This is a genomic window from Vibrio sp. 1CM24A, from assembly GCF_023161725.1.
GTDB lineage: Bacteria > Pseudomonadota > Gammaproteobacteria > Enterobacterales > Vibrionaceae > Vibrio > Vibrio coralliirubri.
In genome coordinates this window covers 379,011-395,798 of the sequence record NZ_JALNTS010000005.1, presented here as the reverse complement: position 1 = coordinate 395,798, position 16,788 = coordinate 379,011, and the positions used below count along the sequence as shown (strand labels likewise).

Here is a 16,788-nt window from a genome sequence, read left to right as displayed (position 1 = left end):
AGCGCTTTCTTTTGCGTTTCAAAAAGGATTTAAAGTTTACAAATGATGACAACGAGCAAAATGCTCTTCTGCAATTTGAGTCGGTTCTGGTATTGATTGCGTGCAAAGTTTATCGGCTTTCATACAACGGCTTGCGAACGGGCAACCTACGCTACTTGGCTTCCAAGAAGGGATATCGCCTTTTTTCACGTTCATGTCACGCTTGCCCGATTTACCGACTTCTGGCACTGCTGACAACAACAACTGAGAATACGGATGTTGTGGGTTCTGAGTGACGTTGTCGCTATTGCCCCATTCGACCATATGTCCTACATACATCACCGCCGTTTTCTCAGCAAAATAACGCGCTGTCGCAATGTCATGAGTGATGTACATGAACGAAATACCATGCTTATCCTTCAAGTCAGCCATTAGGTTTAAGATTCCTAACCGCACAGACACATCAAGCATAGAGATAGGTTCATCAGCTAGGATAACTTCAGGGCTAACAGCAATTGCGCGTGCAATTGCGACACGCTGTCGTTGTCCACCACTTAGTTCATGGGGGTACTTCTCTGCGGTCTCTTTAACTGGTGTAAGCCCAACCATTTCAAGCAATTCATAAACGAGGTTCGGAATCGCTTCTTTTTCTGCTCGTTTATGGATAAGTAATGGTCGCGCAATATGGTGGTAAATCGTATGTACAGGATTCAACGAGCCAAACGGGTCTTGAAAAATCATTTGCACTTGGCGTGCATATTCAAGCTCACCATATTTTTCAATATAGTCAGACAGAGGCTCACCTTTGAATTCGATATCTCCAGCCGTCTTATCGTAAATTCGGGTAAGAATTCGAGCTCCTGTGCTTTTCCCTGAGCCAGATTCGCCAACAATCGCTAATGCTTCTCCTTTACGAAGATCAAATGAAACATCATTTACGGCTCGCATCATATTGCTTTTGACTGACTGGCCAAGTGGGAAATCTTTTACCAAATTCTTAACTGATAAGATAACTTCGCTTTTATCAACGTTCTTTAAAGTATTCATAATCTTTCGCTCAAACTAGGTGACAAGATACGTGATGCCCAGTCGCAATAGCGCCCAAACGAGGCTCACTTTTAATGCACATTGAAATGCATTCGCCACATCGCTCTTGGAAGTTGCATCCTTGAGGTGTATCCAAAAGGTTGACAGGATTCCCAGGGATCCCGTAGAGACGTTCCTTTGGCCCATGAATAGTCGGGAATGAAGAGATAAGCCCTTTTGTATAAGGATGCTTAGGTTCACTAAATACCGTTTTCGCATCACCTAATTCAATAAGGTTACCCGCATACATCACGCCAATTCGATCAGCAATTTCGCCCATGAGGCTCAAGTCGTGACTAATAAACAGAATAGAGAAGCCAAACTTACTCTTAAGCTCATACAGTTCATTCAAGATTTCACGTTCAACCACTACATCAAGTGCCGTTGTTGGCTCGTCCATGATGATCAGTTTAGGTTCCAGCGCCAAAGCAATCGCAATAACAACTCGCTGACGCATACCTCCACTCAGTTGATGGGGAAAGCTCGACATTCTGTCGCCATGAATCCCAACCGTTCCTAACAGCTCGACCGCACGATCGTGAGCCTGTTTATAAGGTATTTTTCTGTGCGCTAGAATAACGTCCGTTAGCTGCTCACCGATGGTAATGACAGGGTTAAGTGAGTTCATTGCGCTTTGAAAAACAATAGAAACGTCATTCCAACGGAAGTCACGTAACTGCTTGTTATTCATCTTTAAAACATCCTGCCCTTTGTAGAGTATTTCACCCTCAGAGATAAGCGCTGGTGCTTTGTGTAGGCGTGATATAGCAAAAGCCAATGTACTTTTACCGCAACCAGACTCACCGGCAATACCGAGCGTTTCACCGGGCGCAATGGAAATACTAACGTCATTAACGGCTCTTGCTACGCCATTAGGAGAAACGTAATCAACACACAGGTTATTAATTTCTAATAGATTGCTCATTATAGGCCTCGGCGTTTATCTGCTTCTTTTTTAAGTTTGTGCCACAGTTTGATGTGTGGGCCCGTACGTAATTTAGGGTTGCTCACTTGGTCAATGGACATGTTAATCAATGCGAGTCCACCACCAGTAATCGCTAACGCCAATGCAGGAACCAGCATTTCCCACCACGCACCGGTATATAACGATGAAGAGGTCTGTGCCCAATACAGCATAGAGCCCCAACTCACTTCTGTTGCATCACCTAAACCTAAAATACCTAGACCAGCTTCAGAGCCCATTGCGTAGATAACCGTGCCTAGGAAGCCGCCAAAAACAATCGAAACTAAGTTTGGTAAGATCTCTACTAAAATAATACGGATTTTTGATTCACCCATAACTTCTGCAGAAATGATGAATTCTTTGCTTCTAATTGCCATGGTCTGTGCACGAATCACCCTAGCCCCCCAAGGCCAGGAGGTTATCCCTAACAACACGGTAATAACCAGCGAACCGACCTGCCCTAAGAATGCGGCGAGAACAATCAGCAAGGGTAATTGTGGAAACACAAGAAATACGTTAGTAATGAAGTTCAAGCGTTCATCGACTTTTCCACCAAAGTAACCAGATGAAACCCCAACTAGCACTGCTATTGTCATGGCTATTACGCCCGCAGAGATCGCAACAGTAAGCGACTTTCTTGCTCCAAATAGAACCTGGCTATATACATCACGTCCGCTACGAGTCGTGCCCATAATATGCTCAGAGCTTGGTGCAACATGTGGACGTGCTACGCGCTTTTCTGGGTTATGAGTCGATAATACAGGTGCAAATAACGCCCCGGCTAAGACAATCGTAAGTAAAAAAGTACCTATAATGGCCGGGGGGTTACCGTAGAAAAATGCGTAAGCTTTACCGAGAGTTTTCTTTACGTTTTTCCACGACCATTTTGGCTCACGTACTGGCATATTCGGCTGGTTAGCGGTTTTTTGAGTGTCCATTAAATTATCCATCATGCGCCTCAATTCGAGATTCTAGGGTCAAGCCAGACATATAGGAGGTCGGCAATAAAGTTAGCGGTAAGTACCGCTGTCACCAAGATAAGAAGAATGGCTTGGATAAGTGGGTAATCACGAGCAACGATGCCTTTAAGAAGGATGTTCCCCAAGCCTTGGTAGTTAAAAACCACTTCGGTCATGATTGAACCTGCGAATGAGAATCCGATTGCCATTGCAATAGCGGTCGCAACAGGAAGGATGGCATTTCGACCAGCATAGCGAGACATAACACGATAACTACTCAAGCCTTTGGCCTCTGCCATCGTTACGTAATCCTCACCCAACACGTTGATCATCGCATTACGCATATTGAAGACCCATGTTGCGATACCAACCAAGACCATTGAGCCCATAGGCAACACAGCGTGTTTGGCCACACTAGAAATAAACTCCCATGTAAAACCTGGCTCTAACGATGGGTCATAGGTGTATGCCAAAGGCAATAGTTCAAGTTTTAAACCAAAGAAATAGAACAACAGTAACGCGGTCACGATGTACGGGAAATTACTAATAAATGCCAAAACTGGCGGAACAATTTGTCCAAATAGCCCTTCACGTCGATACGATGCATACGTACCAATACTGACACCAATGATGAGAGCGACAATCAACGAACCAAGCGCGAGAAACATAGTCCACGGCAGTGCCATAGCAAGGACATCTGAGACACTTACAGGAAACATAAGTACTGATGGCCCCAAATCCAGAGTAAATACGCTTTTCATATAAGCGAAGTACTGTTCGAAAACATTGCCATCAACAAAACCGTACATTTCTCGAACAGCATCCATTTGAGCAGGATCCATTCGACCTTGAGCTGCAGCGAAAAGAGCATCAACAGGATCTCCTGGCATTAGGCGAGGCAACATGAAATTAAACGAGATAGCGATTAAGAAAGCGGTAAAATAGAAGCCAAATCGGCGAATTAAAAACGACATAAAAATCTTTTAACCTAGGGGCTACAACCTAAGCTGTAGCCCTCTCAAAAATAACTTACTTAAGGTGTAGATTGTTGAGAATTATTACTCTCTTACCACCGTCGTACCATACTGGCTGTACGTATGGGTCTTTTTCACTTGGCCAACCAACAATATGTTTAGTACTGTATTGGAACCAAGTTGGGTTAGAAAATAGAGGGATAAAGGGAAGGTTTTCAGCCGTAAATTCCTGAAGTTCACTCAACACTTTCTCTTGCTGCTCTGCATCACCAATTTTGCCGAAGCTGTCGATCAATGCGTCGATTTCTGGTGAATTAACACCGTGACCAGCATGCCAAGTTTTTCCGATTCGAGACGTTGAGAAGTACTCTTGGTAAGCCAAGATTGGATTTGTCGCGACCATTGACCAGTTAATTGACATGGTATATTTGCTTTCTTTCAAATTGCTGTCATATACCGCCCAATCCACAGTCTTAACGTTTGCTTTCACACCCACTTCTTCAAAGTATTCAGATACCATCTGAACCACTTGGATCCAGTCGGTCCAACCGTTTACAACCTCGATATCAAACTCAACCGTTTCCCCGTTTGCTTTGTCGCGGAATCCATCACCGTTTTTGTCAACTAAGCCCGCTTCATCTAGTAAAGCGTTTGCTCTTTCAACATCGTACTTAGTTAGATAACCATATTTCTTAGATACATTTTTATCAATGTGCGTTTCGTATAGCTCACCGATGCCACCAGCATTGAAGTTTGCGGTCGGATAACCGTAAGCAGCAATATCAACGATGGTTTCACGATCAAGAGCCATAGAAAGTGCTTGTCGTACTCTTAGGTCATCAAATGGCGCTTCTTTGGTATTTACGTAAAGGTGGATAGCATCATTCGCTGGATACCAAAAATGGTTATTTTCTTTATCCATATCGACAAATGTTGACTCAACGTCAGCAATAAAATTTGAACCCCAATCGATCTCACCTTTGATTAAGGCAGGTTGGATCTGAGAGTTGTCATTGTAAGAACGGAAGTTGATGCAATCTAAATAAGGTCTATTTTCTAAATAGTAATTTGGGTTTCGGCACAGCTCCATCTGTTGCGGTTTAATGTATTTAACCGTCGTCATTGGGCCACTACCTACCGGGTTAAGGTTGGTAAACGTTGTCAGCTCTTCAACTTTCGACCAAATATGCTTTGGTACAATATGGTAACGCTCTAAGTTCCAAGCAAATGTAGAATCCGCTTCCGTCAGCTCAAACACGACGGTTCGCGCGTCAATAGATTTGATTTCTTTTAAATTACCTGAAGACCAAATACCTTTCTGGTCAAAAGCTGGTGCCTCTTTAGTCAACATAAAGCTAAAAACAACGTCGTCTGCAGTTAACTTTGAACCATCAGACCACTTCAAATTCTCTCGTAACTTAAGCGTCAATGTTTTCAGGTCAGTTGAATACTCAACCGACTCAGCCAGGCGATAATCAACATCACCTGTCATGTTGTTGAATACGACCAATGGCTCAAACATTACCCCATGCAGCAAGTCTTTAGTTGTATAAGGGTTAAAGTTTTCAACAAAGCCAGTATTGATAATTGGCACCGTTAGTGTGCCACCCTGCTTAACTTCATCTGCTTGTACAGAGGCTCCGAATAAAGCTCCAATGGCGAGCGAAGCAATCAATGTCTTTTTGTGCATCACGTTGTCCTTTTAATGATAATAACCAGAAAGAAAGCGCTTTCTTTTAACTTTAAAAAAAGGGGGTGTTTTCGTATTCACTATCGGCAACTCGCATCGAGAAACCGCTTTCTTTAGGTGGATAATAAGCCGATAGAATGATTCTTCAACTTACATTTCGGTGAAACGAACCATAGATCACAAATTTAGAATAGATTGAGAATAGAAATACACAACAGTGCCATTCGTCACATTAATTGTTTACTAACACGAAAAATAAATTAAAAACAATAAGTTAAAATCTACCAATGGTACTCCATCGTCTTCCCTAATCATCGAATCTCTCACCCATCAATAAACTTATGTGCTTTATTTAAAATAGCCTTTCCATCACGATTCTCAACATTCATAAACTGTATCTATATATGGTTCTCTCAAAAACAAAAGAAAGCGCTTTCTTGAGTGCCAAACCTATGTCAGCATACCAGTCATGAAATGTAAGTTACCCCTTAGGACAACTATGTTTAACTTTTGGAATGGCAATAAATCAGGTAAAAGACAGCACTATGAGTTGGAGCTAATTCATAGCTTGTTGAATTGGGATCCGAACGAACCTATTGTCGTTCACAGCGATAATACTGACTTTCCAAGGGCTGAGGATGAAGGAAATATATTCCGCAAGAATTATGATGTACTCGTCACGGTGGCGGGAAACCGTAAATTTGCGGATAAGCCTACAATCAAACTCAACTCTCCAATTTGTAAAGGCTTACTAGGGCACCGTATCCTAATAATTAGGGAACAAGATCAACCCACATTCCATAATATCAACAGCAATAAACTGAAATCACTTATCGCTGGAATTCCTGCCACATGGGCTGATGCTGAGCTGTTTAGAGCAAATGAATATCGAGTACTAGAGCAAGGAACGTTACCAGAGACTCTTAAACTTCTCTCAGATAAAAAATGTGATTATGTGTCACTCGGTGCCAATGAAGTAGAAAGCATATACCAAGAACACACCAATTCTCTGAATGGGTTAGTCATAGAAAAAAGTATTGTGCTTTATTACCCTCTTCCACTGGTCTTCTATGTCCACCCAGACAAAGCACAACTAGCTCAATTACTGGATGACAAACTGCAAGAACACATGCTCAGCGGTAAGTTTGATTCACTATTTAACCAACATTTTGGGGACGTAGTGAGATCCATTGGATTAGAACATCGTAAAGCTATTAACCTCGTAAATAAGGAGCTACCGCCAGAGCTAAGGTCATTTAAGTCTCAATTCATCTCGTGATTATAAATAGAAGAAACTTAAAACCATGCACCTAGATTTACAACATTAGGAGTATCCTATTTATGCTCCTAATGTCGCTATCATCAAGCCATAGGCAAGATAGCTAACGGCTTGCTTTTACATATAGCGATGGATACTTAAGTCATCAGTTTTAATATCACTGACAGAGCCACTGACCACGCTTGCCAAGATCTTTCCTGAGCCACATGCCATTGTCCAACCTAATGTTCCATGGCCTGTATTGGTAAATAGATTCTTGATAGGCGTCTCGCCGATTATAGGCGTACCATCCGGCGTCATTGGCCTTAATCCAGTCCAGTATTCTGCCTTAGAGAAATCCCCCGCCTGTGGGAAAAGATCTTTTATCACCATATCAATCGTGGCTTTACGTTTTTCAGGAATAAGATAATCGAAGCCAGCAAGCTCTGCCGTACCAGCAATGCGAATACGATCATCAAATCGCGTCATCGCTACCTTGTAGGTTTCATCCATAACAGTCGAGGTTGGTGACTTATCTGCATTCACGATCGGTAGTGTTAGTGAATAACCTTTAACTGGATAAACCGGGATCGACAAGTCGACTTGTCTCAACAGACCTCGAGAATAACTGCCTGATGCAACTACGTAAGCGTCCGCTTTGAATACACCTTGAGTCGTTGTAATACTCTCGATGTTTTGATTCTGATGATTCAAACTTACCACTTCAGTATCAAACACGAACCTAACACCAAGTTGCTTGGCCTTCTCAGTCAGCGCTAAACAGAACTGATGACAATCACCGGTTTCATCATGAGGTAAATATAAGCCGCCCACCAGTTTGTCTTTAACGTCCGCTAAACCCGACTCCACTGATAGACACTGTTCAACATCAAACAGCGAGTGTTTGATTCCACTCTCTGTTAATAGCTTCATATCCTGCTGAATCGCATCGAGTTGCTTCTCGCTTCGGAATACTTGCAAGGTGCCTTTCTTCCTGCCCTCATAAGCCAAATCTTCACTGGTTCTTAGATGAGTGAGACACTCTCGACTGAAGTTTGCCACTCTTAACATGCGTGACTTATTCACGGCGTACTTGGCTTCATTGCAGTTGGCCAGCATCTTAGTCGCCCAAGTAACTAATTCCGGAGAAAGTGACGGTTTCACTTTTAAAGGAGCGTGCTCTTGGGTAAGCCATTTCATTGCTTTCAACGGAATCCCAGGCGCCGCCCATGGTGAAGAATAGCCGTAAGAAATCTGCCCTGCATTCGCAAAGCTGGTTTCCTTGCCACTACTATCTTGACGATCAATAACCGTCACCGAGTGGCCCTCTTTCGCCAGATACCAAGCACTGGTCAAGCCAATAACACCGCTGCCAATCACAATTACTTCCATTCTCTTCCCCTAATGTCCGACAAGGCCAAAATCTGTCGAACACAGCTGTCAGTCTAAAACTCATTTCGTTAATGATTTGTAACTTATTCCGCACATGTTGACTTAACAATAGAGATGGTGTTGATAAAATATCAATTCTACTTAAAAACTAATTCGGCAGTTTGAAACTGTGATATTGGCGGTATTTGGGAGCTTGGGAGGCGTAGCTAAATAAATCGATTAAGCCTAGATATTGTAAGCGTCATGACTCAAGAAAGTAGCATTTTCAAGTAAGAAATCTAACAAGGTTTCGGCCTGTAGCGTGAGAGCGCGACCTTTCAAAGATTGAACTTTCACCGTCGCCTTCGATAGCATCTCCAACTCGGTCGCAACCACTTCAATCTGTCCTGACTTGATCTCATCGATCACAGTGAGCTTAGGCATAAAAGTTACGCCTAATCCAGCTGAAACAAAGTTAGTCAGTGCGGTCACCGAATTGGTTTGAAGTTTAGGTTGCAAAGTGAGATGAGAGTTTTGTTCGGCTTGCTTTACGAGCCTCCCCATACCTGTCGAGTTGTCGATCAAAGCAATAGAAGCCTCTCTAATGTCTTGCAGTGCCACCGGTGCTTGTTGGGTCGTCAGTACGTGCCCTTTTGGAGCGATAAGCTCTAAAGGGTGGCTACGCTCGACGTGTGAATGCAGTTTAGGGTGAGGAGCAGACGCATAGGTAATCGCGAAATCGATCTGCTGATCTTCCAACATCTTGACTGCATCCAATGCCCCTGCAATCTCAATAGAAAGATTGATATCAGGGTAACGAGTCATGAAAGTTTGCATCGGCTTTGACACCAAGTTGGTAATAAATCCTTCACCGATGGCAATGCTGACATTACCTCCTTTGAGGTTTTTAAGCTTGGTTAGTCGAGCAAGTACAGCGGCCTCTCCACGAACAATGGAACGGTAGTAATTCAACAGTTCATTACCCGCTTCGGTTAACAGTGATTGGCGGTTGTTACGCTCCCATACTTTCATTTCCGCTTGCGCTTCTAACTGTGTCAGCATTCTACTCATCGCGGCAGGATCAACGTTCATCATCTTAGATGCCTTACGTAACGACCCATATTTTGACAACGCGTTTAAGTACTCGAGAGCGCGGATATTAAAGTGGTGCATTCAACTTCCTTGTGATTCGACTGACACAACACAAGCGTCTCATAGTTTTAGCAAGACATGTATCCCAATATATTCATACCATGCTTCCACCTCCTAGCTTGTGCGCTAAATCACTTAAAAGCCAAAGGAATTAAGCCCTTTGACTTGAGCTTGATAAAGCAAATATCGCCACTTTAATTTCTTTTTTATAAAGATTTGTGAAAACCCCCAAATGGTATTCTGTTAATACATAATTCAAATAAGGGAATACCGTGAATACAACTAAATTTTTGTTGGTTATATCTGGAGCTGTGATAATTACGGCATGTGGTGGTAGTGAAAGTTCGTCATTAGATAGTCCCCATCAGGCCATAACCATGTCGGGAAAAGCAATCGATGGGTATATTCAGGGTGCAACCGCCTTTCTAGACATTAATGCCAACGGTATCCTAGATAAAGGTGAGCCATCCGACACAACAGATGAACAGGGGCAATACGATTTCAACCTTTCCAATGAACAAGCGGAGTGCCAACAGTATGCCGCTACTGTGATCGATGTGCCTATTGGAGCAATTGACAGTGACTACCCAGATAACCCTATCACCGAGCCCTATCAACTTACCTACCCGCCTTCTATAGCAACCACGAGCGATAGCGATATTCTGGCCGTTACGCCTCTATCAACCATTGTGTGGGTTGGGATTCAGCGTGATTTAACTGCCGAAGATAAATCACCGACTTGCACCGCATTACTTCATAACGAGGAACTACGTGGTGACATAATCAACCGCGTCGAAGAGCAAGAATTACGGGTTGCGTACCGCTACAACATTACTGTAGATGAACTTTACAGTGATTATGTTGAGACTAATAATGAAGAGTTACACTTACTCGCGCAAAATCTAGTCCCAGGCCTTCAAAAGAGCTATGACGAAACAAGTGATATTTCAAAAGAAGGCTACGACTATGCATACGTTGAGTATTTCCTTGCAAGCCCTGATTGGCCAACGGATGCTTACGAGAACTCAGAAGCAACAACGTGGTACCGCCTCGAGTTTATTCAATCTGAAGAAGGAAACTGGGAAGAAACGACATGGCTGTATTCGTATGATCTAGAAGAACAACTAGGTCTCGTAGATTATAAAGAAGCCGCAGAGCAGAAGGAGGAGGGCTTAATCAAAACCAACTTCCTAGCGATGTCACGCAACATGTTTTCAGCTCCAGAACAAGGTATTCAGAAGTGGGAACCTGGTAACGAAAACTTTTACTGCAGCATCGCAAATGAGGCTTTACAAGCAAAAGATGACGCGCGCGGATATTCAGTTGCTGCATTCATATACAATACGACAAGCATTGAAGATTGTCGTGAGCAAGTCCAAAACAGAGCTAACGAACTTAATGAAAGTGTTATTGCCAAGACCATAAACAACGAAGAAAATACGATGCAGGAGTCAATTTATCGAAGCGAACAAGGTACGGTGTTGCACCCTACCTTATTTGCAGGAAAAATTGATTCTGACAGTCTCGATACACTGACCTACTACAGCTCTGATTTTGATACAAACGACCTAAATAGTGCCTTCGAAGTTTGGAAATCTCACCAAGATTACAACACTTATGGTGACATCGTTCAGACAAGTAAGTTTCGAAGCTTTAATAAAACCTCATTAGACCTAAATTTAACCTCACCGACCAAAGTAACCGAGCACTATGCGGATGGAACGAACTCGTCATACTGCCATGTTAATAATGTTGTAGTAGATGATTGCGAACAAAGCTACGAGAACTAGTATTTAATAACTTAATTGCTAGTTATTTCAAGCCTAAAGAGGAGTCGCCACTCCTCTTTAATTTAAGCCTTAACCTTACAAACTTCATCTACCCACTAGAAAAAGTGAAGCTACTTATTTTAAAGCAAGTAGCTTATCGACAAACTCTGAGAAACCGTATCCTCCGGGTTCGCTCATCACCACTGATGGGTGATGCTCTAGTCGATCCCAGTAATGCTGAATATTTGCCACCCCAACACTATTAGGCAAGATTTCAAACATGTATTGATCGTTCATCGAGTCACCGACATAACAACTACGCTCGACTATTTCTTGGTCAGACAGCCCCTTCTCTTTGAGAAAAGCGGTCGATGTCGCTTTCTTAGAGTGCTCACCATACCAAGCATTAATGTGAATGGAGCTTGCTGTGGCGTGTGCACCTAACGCGTGAATCTTAGAGACTATCTCTTCAATAATCGCATCATCAACTTTCGGACGGTTTTGACCGATATCGATTGCTACCTCACACAGGCGGTAAGACTGATCCAGCGTTAAACTGAGATCTGGGTAATCGCTTAAAATAGATAATACTTGTTCTTTCAGCTTACTTTGATTGGCACTAATTTCGGGCAAAGGAACATCAGAACGCAATGTCAGATAGCCATTTTTCTTTTCCATAATAAACGCGCCGTTCTCGCCGAGAACCGCATCAACAGGCCACAACTGAGCAATATGATCACACCAACCTGCACAAGCGCCCGTTACCGCAACCACTTTTTTCCCCGAATCACGAAGCTTGCTTAACGCGATCAAGGTTTCAGGCGGCAGTTGACCTTGCCACGTTAAGGTGTCATCCACATCGGTTAACACCCAATCTATTTTTTTCCAATTTTGGTTCAATTCATTCGATACCGAATTCATTTCTACACCTCTAAATAATCAATCACTAAACAGTGTTAAAGCAAATTCGGTAAAAACATCACTAAGCTTTCAGAGAAAGTCAGCAACATCAGAACCGTGAGTAGTGCTAGCAACAAAGGAGCCACTTCTTTCACGAAGTCGACCATACGAACTTTTAAAATCGAGCAAACCGTAAACATCATCGAGCCAAATGGCGGAGTCACACCACCAATCATGATATTCACAATCACGATAATGCCGAAGTGAACTGGGTTAACGCCTAGATTAAGTACAGCAGGAAGCAGCAATGGCGTGAGTATGATCATTGCAGCGCCGCCTTCGATGAACATGCCGACCACTAACAGCAGTACGTTAATCAACAACAGCAAGACTAACTTGTTGTCGGTAAGCTCAATCAAAGCAGAAGCAACATTGTGTGGGATCTGCTCTAGCGTCATGTAGTAACCGAAGACCATGGCACCAATAATGATGAACATAACGCTACTTGTGCCCTGCACGGTTTCACGCATGATGAGCGGGATATGACGTAAACCCAGTTGACGATAAACGAAGATGCCAATAATCGCGCAAAGCAATACGGCGATAGCCCCCGCTTCGGTAGGCGTAAACAAGCCAAAACGCATGCCTAGGATAATGCCGAACGGGATCAGCAGTGCCGGAATCGCTTTCAGGAAATAGTGAAAACGCTCTTTGGCAGACGCAGGCTCCGAACGAGAAGGTTTGTAACGACGTTTACGCGCGATAAACGCAATAGTGACCATCAGCGACAGCGCCATCAAAAATGCAGGAACGTAGCCCGCAATAAACATTTGATGAACCGACACGTTCGCTAACAACGCAAAAATGATTAAGTTAATACCCGGTGGAATCACAGGGCTGATACTTGAAGACGCAGCTGTCACAGCGGCCGTGAATGGCAAATCATAACCACGCTTGGTCATTTCAGGGGCAAGAATCTTAGATTGCATCGCCGCATCCGCATTTGCAGAACCAGAGATACCGCCCATCAGAGTACTCAACGCGACATTCACTTGAGCAAGACCACCAGTTTTATGGCCAATCATTGAATCAGCAAAGGCAAGCAAGCTCTTACTGATCCCCGCATAGTTCATCACCGAACCCACCATGATAAAGAACGGAATGGCCAACAACGGAAAAGACTCAGCAGAGCTAATAAAGCGCTGCATGACTAAGCTCACGGGAATAGAATCATTGATAAAAAGAAAGTAAACCATCGCTGATGCGATCAGAGAAAACGCGATGGGTATATTCAATAGAAATAGAACAAACAGAATAAGGATTGGAAGATAGCTTTCCATGAATCGTACCTACTTAGAAGAGCGCTTTAGAGAAGCGACATCGTTCGCGATGAATCGAACGGTGTGGATCGCCATCAATGAGAAACAAAGCAACAGCACGCCATTGATAACAAAATATGACACGCCCATTACTGGCGTTACCTTGTTAGATAGCATGAGATACTGATAACTCAGAACAGCCATTAAGATGTTCAGAGCCAGTAGGAAAACGGAAACACATAGCCTAAATGGGATTTTTGCTTTTTCTGGCAACATGGCAACCACCACATCGACGCCCATGTGAAGCTTGTGTTTGTAACAGGAGCTAATTCCTAAGTAGACAGCCCAGATAAAGCAAATAACCGACAGCTCTTCACTCCACGGGACAACAAAGCCAAATCCATAACGCAAGACGACGTTAACGATAACAACCAAAACGGTGATCGAAATAGCGATAGAAGCGAGGATTTCTTCAATATTTTTCAATAAAAACAAAAGACTTCTCCAGCGAAATACCTAATACAACGTGGGTATTTCAGGAATAAAACGGCCTAAGAATATTTAGGCCGTAATCATTAACTAATTAATTTATGCAGAACTACTGTGCCGCTCGGATCGTTTCTAGCTCTTTCATGATCGTCGCGTGTATACCTTCGCTCCATGTTGGGAATTGGTTGTATACGTCCGCAGTCAGTTGGTTGAACTCATCAGAATTAACTTCGTTGAAGGTAACGCCTAGCTCTTCAAGTTTCTGAGTGTATTCAACATCCAGTTTAACTAGCTCAGCAGTGTTAGATTCAGCGCCCGCTTCTAACTCTTCGTTAATGATCTGCTGTTGTTCTGGTGTAAATTTGTCCCAAAGCGTTGGTGAAATGTAGATACCCACAGTGCCTAGGAAGTGCTTAGTCAAAGACATGTTCTTCGCCACTTCATAGATCTTGGTTGAGTACATCGTCAAGATAGAACCTTCAAGACCGTCAACAACACCTTGTTGAACGCCTGCATAGGTTTCAGGGAATGGAAGAGAAGCTGGAGCTGCGCCCATTGCTGAAAGCGTGCTAATGAACAGCTGACTTTGTGGAACACGAATACGCATGCCTTTCATGTCTTCAGAGTTCACGATCTCTTTATTAGTGATCATGTGACGGAAGCCAAACATGTAATCGGCATTCAGTACTTTGATGCCTTTCTCTTCGGCTTTAGCCTTAAGGCCAGCGACGAAATCAGTGTCCATCATCGCTAAGTATTCATCGTAAGTGTTGTACAACATTGGGCCAGCAAGGGCTGCGAAATCAGGTACGTAATCACCTAGGTAAGTCAAATCCTCTACTGCGATCCAGTTTGCGCCGTTAACCACTTGTTCCAAGTTATCTTTATAAACAGGTAATTGACCGCCTGGGAAAACTTTAATGTTGACCGAACCATCGGTTCTTTCTCTAATTTTGTCGGTCGCTTTAATGAGCTCTTGCGTTAACAGCTCATTTTGAGTGAACACTAGGCTCATGTTGATATTGATCGGCTCATCTTTAGCTTCAGAACCAGCCTTGTCAGCTTCACCACAACCAACAAGCAGCGTTGCCGCCATAATTACTGTACCTAATAGCTTTTTCATTTCTAATCACCTTTTCTTGGCTATCGTTTTCTAAATATAGAGGGTGTTATTAAGTTTTCGTAGAGTATGTAAGTGAATTATTACATTCATATGAACATTAATCTTAGCGATTTGAACATTGCGAGCATAAGGTCTCACTAGTGTATAAAATCTATACAACACCTTTAAGCTAGCTCTCATTTAAAGTAAGCAGATATGGCGGGTAGATAATAAATCTGTAATAAAGTAGAGATACTGTTTCCTGAATTTTCAAATGAACATCGAGATTGAATTATGATCACAGGCCACCGCGGTGCCGCTTCTTTAGCACCAGAAAATACATTAGTGAGTATTGAACAAGCAGCGAAAGCTGGTGCTAAATGGATTGAAATTGATACCCAGTTAAGCGCTGATGGCACCCCTATGGTTTTTCATGATAAGACGGTAAATCGTTGTACTAACGGAACGGGCAATATCGCCGACTTAGATTTAACTGCACTCAAGGCGTTAGATGCTGGCAGTTGGTTTGGTAGCGAGTTCGCGGGGACAACTATTCCTACGTTGAGTGAAGCGCTCGACAAGTGCCTAGAGCTCGATGTGACTTTGAACCTTGAAATCAAAATTTACGACGATAAAGCTATCAAACCTTTAGTTGAGAAAGTCGCGGCACTGATTGAACAAAAGCAGTTCCCTACTGAAAAGCTACTCATCTCAAGCTTCAAAAAAGAGGCACTAAGCCTTTGCCAACAGATGATGCCAGAGGTTAAACGTGGCTTTATCTGCGAAGTGTGGAATGATTACAGCTTGGAATCACTCAAATCACTCGACCTTTACAGCATTCATATCGACCACCGAATTCTTGATGAGAAAACGGCGAAGGCGATCAAAGCTTCAGGCGCGGTTCTGAAAATATGGACTTTGAACGATCCACAATTGGCGGCTAAATATTTTAACCTTGGCGTCGATAACATCATCACCGACGTACCAAACCAATTTTAGTGAGCTTCTATGGAACTGAACCATCGTCAGAAAGAAATACTCGCAACGCTTAAGGCTAATCAAGACATACAGATCGACCATTTAGCCGAGTTATTTTCTGTCACCACTCAAACCATTCGTCGTGATGTAAACCACCTGTGTGAGCAAGGCCTAGCACGCAGAGTACACGGAGGCGTGAGCTTACCCACTACGCTCACTAATACTAGCTATCGATTCCGCGCTGGCGTTGAGTCAAAAACAAAAGACAGTATTGCTATCGCAGTTGCCGATGCGATACCTGAAGGCTCAACGGTTATGATGGGCATTGGTACCACCGTAACTCGAATCGCACAGTACTTATTGGCAAAGCCAGCGCTAAGAGTGATCACTAATAACCTTCAGGTGGCTCGCATCCTTGAGGCAAATGAGCAGATTGAAGTGTATTTGGCGGGTGGTTTGTTCAGACGAGAGCATCAAGATATGGTTGGCAGTAGCGTGGTCCACTTCTTCTCTGACTTTGAAGCAGACATCGGCATTTGTGGTTGTGGTTCAGTCACAGACAGTCACTTCGCCATGGAGCATGAACAAGTTGAAGCTGACCTATCCAAGTCCATCATAAAGAACAGCCGTGAAAGTTGGCTAGTCGCAGATGCTAGCAAGTGGGGCCGCTTTGCTGCTCTGAAGGTAGCATCACTGAGTGATTTTGATCGTATATACACTAATAACAGCCAGTTACCTTCGGAGCTAAACATACTCTTAGTAGAGGACGATACTCATGCTTAGATACAAAGTGCTAAC

At 43.2% G+C, this 16,788-nt stretch carries 15 protein-coding genes; 4 read left to right on the top strand and 11 right to left on the bottom strand.

Annotated elements, in window-relative coordinates; all coding sequences use genetic code 11:
• Positions 1 to 36: 36 nt before the first annotated feature.
• The 5 genes from MSG38_RS13735 to MSG38_RS13715 are packed head-to-tail and all read right to left on the bottom strand — an operon-like array spanning position 37 to position 5,652.
• On the bottom strand, positions 37 to 1,026 hold the full coding sequence (locus tag MSG38_RS13735) for an ABC transporter ATP-binding protein (RefSeq protein WP_017071889.1): 990 nt from the start codon (positions 1,024 to 1,026) through the stop codon (positions 37 to 39).
• Positions 1,027 to 1,036: 10 nt separating this feature from the next.
• Positions 1,037 to 1,990, bottom strand: coding sequence for an ABC transporter ATP-binding protein (locus MSG38_RS13730; protein ID WP_048659634.1), 954 nt, complete (start codon positions 1,988 to 1,990; stop codon positions 1,037 to 1,039).
• The gene (locus MSG38_RS13725; protein ID WP_029405342.1) at positions 1,990 to 2,979 is read right to left on the bottom strand and encodes an ABC transporter permease; all 990 of its coding nucleotides are present in this window, start codon (positions 2,977 to 2,979) and stop codon (positions 1,990 to 1,992) included. The genes MSG38_RS13730 and MSG38_RS13725 overlap by 1 nt, the downstream gene beginning before the upstream one ends.
• Positions 2,980 to 2,987: 8 nt before the next feature.
• Positions 2,988 to 3,962 carry an ABC transporter permease gene (locus MSG38_RS13720; protein WP_017071753.1) on the bottom strand — a complete coding sequence of 325 codons (975 nt, stop codon included), beginning with the start codon at positions 3,960 to 3,962 and terminating at the stop codon, positions 2,988 to 2,990.
• Between the two features lie 55 nt (positions 3,963 to 4,017).
• Positions 4,018 to 5,652, bottom strand: a complete 1,635-nt coding sequence (locus MSG38_RS13715) for an ABC transporter substrate-binding protein (protein ID WP_017071752.1) — start codon at positions 5,650 to 5,652, stop codon at positions 4,018 to 4,020.
• 499 nt (positions 5,653 to 6,151) lie between these two features.
• Between MSG38_RS13715 and MSG38_RS13710 the strand changes: the two genes are divergently transcribed.
• On the top strand, positions 6,152 to 6,931 hold the full coding sequence (locus MSG38_RS13710; protein ID WP_248402005.1) for a transporter substrate-binding domain-containing protein: 780 nt from the start codon (positions 6,152 to 6,154) through the stop codon (positions 6,929 to 6,931).
• A gap of 117 nt (positions 6,932 to 7,048) precedes the next feature.
• Here the strand turns inward: MSG38_RS13710 and MSG38_RS13705 are convergent, their stop codons facing one another.
• Entirely contained in the window at positions 7,049 to 8,302 is a 1,254-nt protein-coding gene (locus MSG38_RS13705) for a D-amino acid dehydrogenase (protein WP_248402004.1), read from the bottom strand.
• 225 nt (positions 8,303 to 8,527) lie between these two features.
• On the bottom strand, positions 8,528 to 9,454 hold the full coding sequence (locus MSG38_RS13700; protein ID WP_248402003.1) for a LysR family transcriptional regulator: 927 nt from the start codon (positions 9,452 to 9,454) through the stop codon (positions 8,528 to 8,530).
• A gap of 356 nt (positions 9,455 to 9,810) precedes the next feature.
• Here MSG38_RS13700 and MSG38_RS13695 point away from each other — a divergent pair, with 356 nt between their 5' ends.
• A complete protein-coding gene (locus MSG38_RS13695) occupies positions 9,811 to 11,223 on the top strand; it encodes a hypothetical protein (RefSeq protein ID WP_248402002.1) in 1,413 nt (470 codons plus the stop codon).
• Positions 11,224 to 11,337: 114 nt separating this feature from the next.
• On the opposite strand, the gene MSG38_RS13690 is transcribed toward MSG38_RS13695, so the two are convergent.
• The 4 genes from MSG38_RS13690 to MSG38_RS13675 all read right to left on the bottom strand — a co-directional run bounded on the left by MSG38_RS13690 (position 11,338) and on the right by MSG38_RS13675 (position 15,033).
• A complete protein-coding gene (locus MSG38_RS13690) occupies positions 11,338 to 12,123 on the bottom strand; it encodes an HAD-IIB family hydrolase (RefSeq protein ID WP_248368944.1) in 786 nt (261 codons plus the stop codon).
• Positions 12,124 to 12,158: 35 nt separating this feature from the next.
• The gene (locus tag MSG38_RS13685; protein WP_048612770.1) at positions 12,159 to 13,442 is read right to left on the bottom strand and encodes a TRAP transporter large permease; all 1,284 of its coding nucleotides are present in this window, start codon (positions 13,440 to 13,442) and stop codon (positions 12,159 to 12,161) included.
• A 9-nt stretch (positions 13,443 to 13,451) separates the two neighbouring features.
• Positions 13,452 to 13,916, bottom strand: a complete 465-nt coding sequence (locus MSG38_RS13680; RefSeq protein WP_050651502.1) for a TRAP transporter small permease — start codon at positions 13,914 to 13,916, stop codon at positions 13,452 to 13,454.
• Positions 13,917 to 14,019: 103 nt separating this feature from the next.
• Complete coding sequence (locus MSG38_RS13675) at positions 14,020 to 15,033, bottom strand: C4-dicarboxylate TRAP transporter substrate-binding protein (RefSeq protein ID WP_248402001.1); 1,014 nt, start codon at positions 15,031 to 15,033, stop codon at positions 14,020 to 14,022.
• Between the two features lie 273 nt (positions 15,034 to 15,306).
• On the opposite strand from MSG38_RS13675, the gene MSG38_RS13670 reads away from it, so the two are divergent.
• Complete coding sequence (locus MSG38_RS13670) at positions 15,307 to 16,011, top strand: glycerophosphoryl diester phosphodiesterase (RefSeq protein WP_050651504.1); 705 nt, start codon at positions 15,307 to 15,309, stop codon at positions 16,009 to 16,011.
• Between the two features lie 9 nt (positions 16,012 to 16,020).
• Entirely contained in the window at positions 16,021 to 16,773 is a 753-nt protein-coding gene (locus tag MSG38_RS13665) for a DeoR/GlpR family DNA-binding transcription regulator (RefSeq protein ID WP_050651505.1), read from the top strand.
• The last annotated feature ends 15 nt before the right edge of the window (positions 16,774 to 16,788 follow it).

What these genes read in the sequence shown, in the direction of transcription:
- MSG38_RS13735 (WP_017071889.1), bottom strand. Translation starts at nt 1,026, where the DNA reads ATGAATACTTTAAAGAACGTTGATAAAAGCGAAGTTATCTTATCAGTT.
- MSG38_RS13730 (WP_048659634.1), bottom strand. Translation starts at nt 1,990, where the DNA reads ATGAGCAATCTATTAGAAATTAATAACCTGTGTGTTGATTACGTTTCT.
- MSG38_RS13725 (WP_029405342.1), bottom strand. Translation starts at nt 2,979, where the DNA reads ATGGATAATTTAATGGACACTCAAAAAACCGCTAACCAGCCGAATATG.
- MSG38_RS13720 (WP_017071753.1), bottom strand. Translation starts at nt 3,962, where the DNA reads ATGTCGTTTTTAATTCGCCGATTTGGCTTCTATTTTACCGCTTTCTTA.
- MSG38_RS13715 (WP_017071752.1), bottom strand. Translation starts at nt 5,652, where the DNA reads ATGCACAAAAAGACATTGATTGCTTCGCTCGCCATTGGAGCTTTATTC.
- MSG38_RS13710 (WP_248402005.1), top strand. Translation starts at nt 6,152, where the DNA reads ATGTTTAACTTTTGGAATGGCAATAAATCAGGTAAAAGACAGCACTAT.
- MSG38_RS13705 (WP_248402004.1), bottom strand. Translation starts at nt 8,302, where the DNA reads ATGGAAGTAATTGTGATTGGCAGCGGTGTTATTGGCTTGACCAGTGCT.
- MSG38_RS13700 (WP_248402003.1), bottom strand. Translation starts at nt 9,454, where the DNA reads ATGCACCACTTTAATATCCGCGCTCTCGAGTACTTAAACGCGTTGTCA.
- MSG38_RS13695 (WP_248402002.1), top strand. Translation starts at nt 9,811, where the DNA reads ATGTCGGGAAAAGCAATCGATGGGTATATTCAGGGTGCAACCGCCTTT.
- MSG38_RS13690 (WP_248368944.1), bottom strand. Translation starts at nt 12,123, where the DNA reads ATGAATTCGGTATCGAATGAATTGAACCAAAATTGGAAAAAAATAGAT.
- MSG38_RS13685 (WP_048612770.1), bottom strand. Translation starts at nt 13,442, where the DNA reads ATGGAAAGCTATCTTCCAATCCTTATTCTGTTTGTTCTATTTCTATTG.
- MSG38_RS13675 (WP_248402001.1), bottom strand. Translation starts at nt 15,033, where the DNA reads ATGAAAAAGCTATTAGGTACAGTAATTATGGCGGCAACGCTGCTTGTT.
- MSG38_RS13670 (WP_050651504.1), top strand. Translation starts at nt 15,307, where the DNA reads ATGATCACAGGCCACCGCGGTGCCGCTTCTTTAGCACCAGAAAATACA.
- MSG38_RS13665 (WP_050651505.1), top strand. Translation starts at nt 16,021, where the DNA reads ATGGAACTGAACCATCGTCAGAAAGAAATACTCGCAACGCTTAAGGCT.